Here is a 2144-nt window from a genome sequence, read left to right as displayed (position 1 = left end):
CCGGCGCCCCGGCCTGCCGGGCCGCACCCAGGCGCGCGCCCAGCTCCGCGGCCAGGCTGCGCGCGCAGCTGGCGCGGTCGGGGTGGACGATGAAACGGGGGGAATCCATGGCAACGGCTCCGGCAGGACGAATGCCGAGCATCATGCGGCATTCATCCACCAGTGCAAGGACAGGCGCTTCAGTGCACGCCGTTGCTGCGGAAGAACTCGACGTAGGCCTTGTCGACCTTGAGGATGTGGTGGGTCAGCCAGTCGGCGAGCAGCTCGAGGGTCTCGCTGCCGGACAGCTCGCCGTCGTCGTGGCGGTGCAGCAGGTCCATGATCTGCGCGGTGAACCTGTCGTGCTGTGCCTTGTGCGCCGCGGTTTCCGGGTAACCGAGGCGATGGAAGATGTCTTCCTCGGCGATGAAGTGATTCATGGTGTAGTCCATCAAGCCCTCCAGCACCGCGCCGATCTCGTCGCGATCGGCATCGGCGCCGGCCACGCGGTCGTACAGCTGGTTGGTCTTGTCCACCAGCCAGCGGTGCTGCTCGTCGATCAGCTCGATACCGACTTCGAGCTCGCTGCTCCATGGCATGAAAGTCATGTCTTCTGTCCGTCCCGGATTAGTTGTTGTCTTGTTATGAGAGTGGCTGCCAGACATCGCGGCAGGGGCAGCTTATCCCACACGAAAAATACGGACAACGTACCCGCTACCTTTGACCGAGTGATGACGGACGCAACTGCCGCCCACCGGAGCGACGACGATGCCCCGGCGGGTTGGTTATCCTGTAGCGCATTCCTGTCCGCCGCGGCGCCCGGATCCGGGCGACCGGCGATCAACGACCGCACACGGAGTCCCGCATGAGCAGCGCCCCCTACTCCCCCGTCCGCCGCTGGCGCCGCATCGCCCTCATCGCCGTCGCCCTGGTCCTGCTCTGGCAGTTGCTGCCGCGCCTCGAAGGCTGGCTGGCGCCGCAGCAGGCCAGCGAACGCACGGTCACCCCGCGCGGCGATCTGGCCGCCGACGAGCAGGCCACCATCGCGCTGTTCGAGCAGGCGCGCGACTCGGTGGTGTTCATCAGCACCGCCGAGCTGGTGCGCGACCTGTGGACCCGCAACGTCACGGCGGTGCCGCGCGGCACCGGCTCGGGCTTCATCTGGGACGACGCCGGCCACGTGATCACCAACTTCCACGTGATCCAGGGCGCCGCCCAGGCCACCGTGCGCCTGGCCGACGGCCGCGATTACCCGGCGGCGCTGGTCGGCGCCAGCCCGGCGCACGACATCGCGGTGCTGAAGATCGGCGTCGGCTTCAAGCGCCCGCCGCCGGTGCCGATCGGCACCAGCAGCGACCTGAAGGTCGGTCAGAAGGTGTTCGCCATCGGCAACCCGTTCGGTCTCGACTGGACGCTGACCACCGGCATCGTCTCGGCGCTGGACCGCTCGCTGCCCGGCGAGAACGGCCGCCCGCCGATCGAGCACCTGATCCAGAGCGACGCGGCGATCAACCCCGGCAACTCGGGCGGCCCGCTGCTCGACTCGGCCGGACGGCTGATCGGCATCAACACCGCCATCTACAGCCCGTCGGGCGCCTCGGCCGGCATCGGCTTCTCGGTGCCGGTGGACACCGTGATGCGCGTGGTGCCGCAGCTGATCCGCAGCGGCCGCTACATCCGCCCGGCGCTGGGCATCGAGATCGACGAAGGACTCAACCGCCGGCTGAGCGAGAGCCTCGGCGTCGAGGGCGTGGTGGTGCTGCGCGTGCTGCCGGGTTCGGCGGCGCAGCAGGCCGGCCTGCGCGGCCTGCGTCAGGCCCGCGACGGCAGCCTGGTGCCGGGCGACGTGATAGTGGCTCTGGAGGGCGAGACGGTGGATTCGGTGGAGCGCCTGCTGGCGCGCCTGGACGACCATCGGGTCGGCGACACGGTGAGCGTCGAGGTGCTGCGCGGCGAGCGGCGGGAGACGCTGGCCATCACCCTGCAGCCGGGCAACTGAGGCAGGACGGGGTCGCGTGGCGACCCCGGAAAACAAAAAGGGTCGCACCAAAAATCGGTGCGACCCTCTTGATCCCAGAGCGGGAAAATTGGCGTCCCCTAGGGGACTCGAACCCCTGTTACCGCCGTGAAAGGGCGGTGTCCTAGGCCACTAGACGAAGGGGACG

2 protein-coding genes and 1 tRNA gene are annotated in these 2144 nt (G+C 68.8%); 1 reads left to right on the top strand and 2 read right to left on the bottom strand.

Features of this window, described 5'->3' with window-relative positions; all coding sequences use genetic code 11:
- Nucleotides 1-179 precede the first annotated feature (179 nt).
- The gene (locus tag E5198_RS20985) at nt 180-587 is read right to left on the bottom strand and encodes a bacteriohemerythrin (protein WP_136491838.1); all 408 of its coding nucleotides are present in this window, start codon (nt 585-587) and stop codon (nt 180-182) included.
- A 257-nt stretch (nt 588-844) separates the two neighbouring features.
- On the opposite strand from E5198_RS20985, the gene E5198_RS20980 reads away from it, so the two are divergent.
- Nucleotides 845-1978 carry a S1C family serine protease gene (locus E5198_RS20980; protein ID WP_136491837.1) on the top strand — a complete coding sequence of 378 codons (1134 nt, stop codon included), beginning with the start codon at nt 845-847 and terminating at the stop codon, nt 1976-1978.
- 89 nt (nt 1979-2067) lie between these two features.
- On the opposite strand, the gene E5198_RS20975 is transcribed toward E5198_RS20980, so the two are convergent.
- A tRNA-Glu gene (locus E5198_RS20975) sits at nt 2068-2143 on the bottom strand.
- Nucleotide 2144 lies beyond the last annotated feature (1 nt).

The sequence above is a fragment of the Pseudomonas sp. A-1 genome (assembly GCF_004801855.1).
GTDB lineage: Bacteria > Pseudomonadota > Gammaproteobacteria > Pseudomonadales > Pseudomonadaceae > Geopseudomonas.
The sequence above is the reverse complement of the archived record's forward strand: the minus strand, read 5'-3'. Positions and strand labels throughout refer to the sequence as shown.

Bases quoted from the DNA above. Each gene is read 5' to 3' on its own strand.
- E5198_RS20980 (WP_136491837.1), top strand. From the start codon at position 845: ATGAGCAGCGCCCCCTACTCCCCCGTCCGCCGCTGGCGCCGCATCGCC.
- E5198_RS20985 (WP_136491838.1), bottom strand. From the start codon at position 587: ATGACTTTCATGCCATGGAGCAGCGAGCTCGAAGTCGGTATCGAGCTG.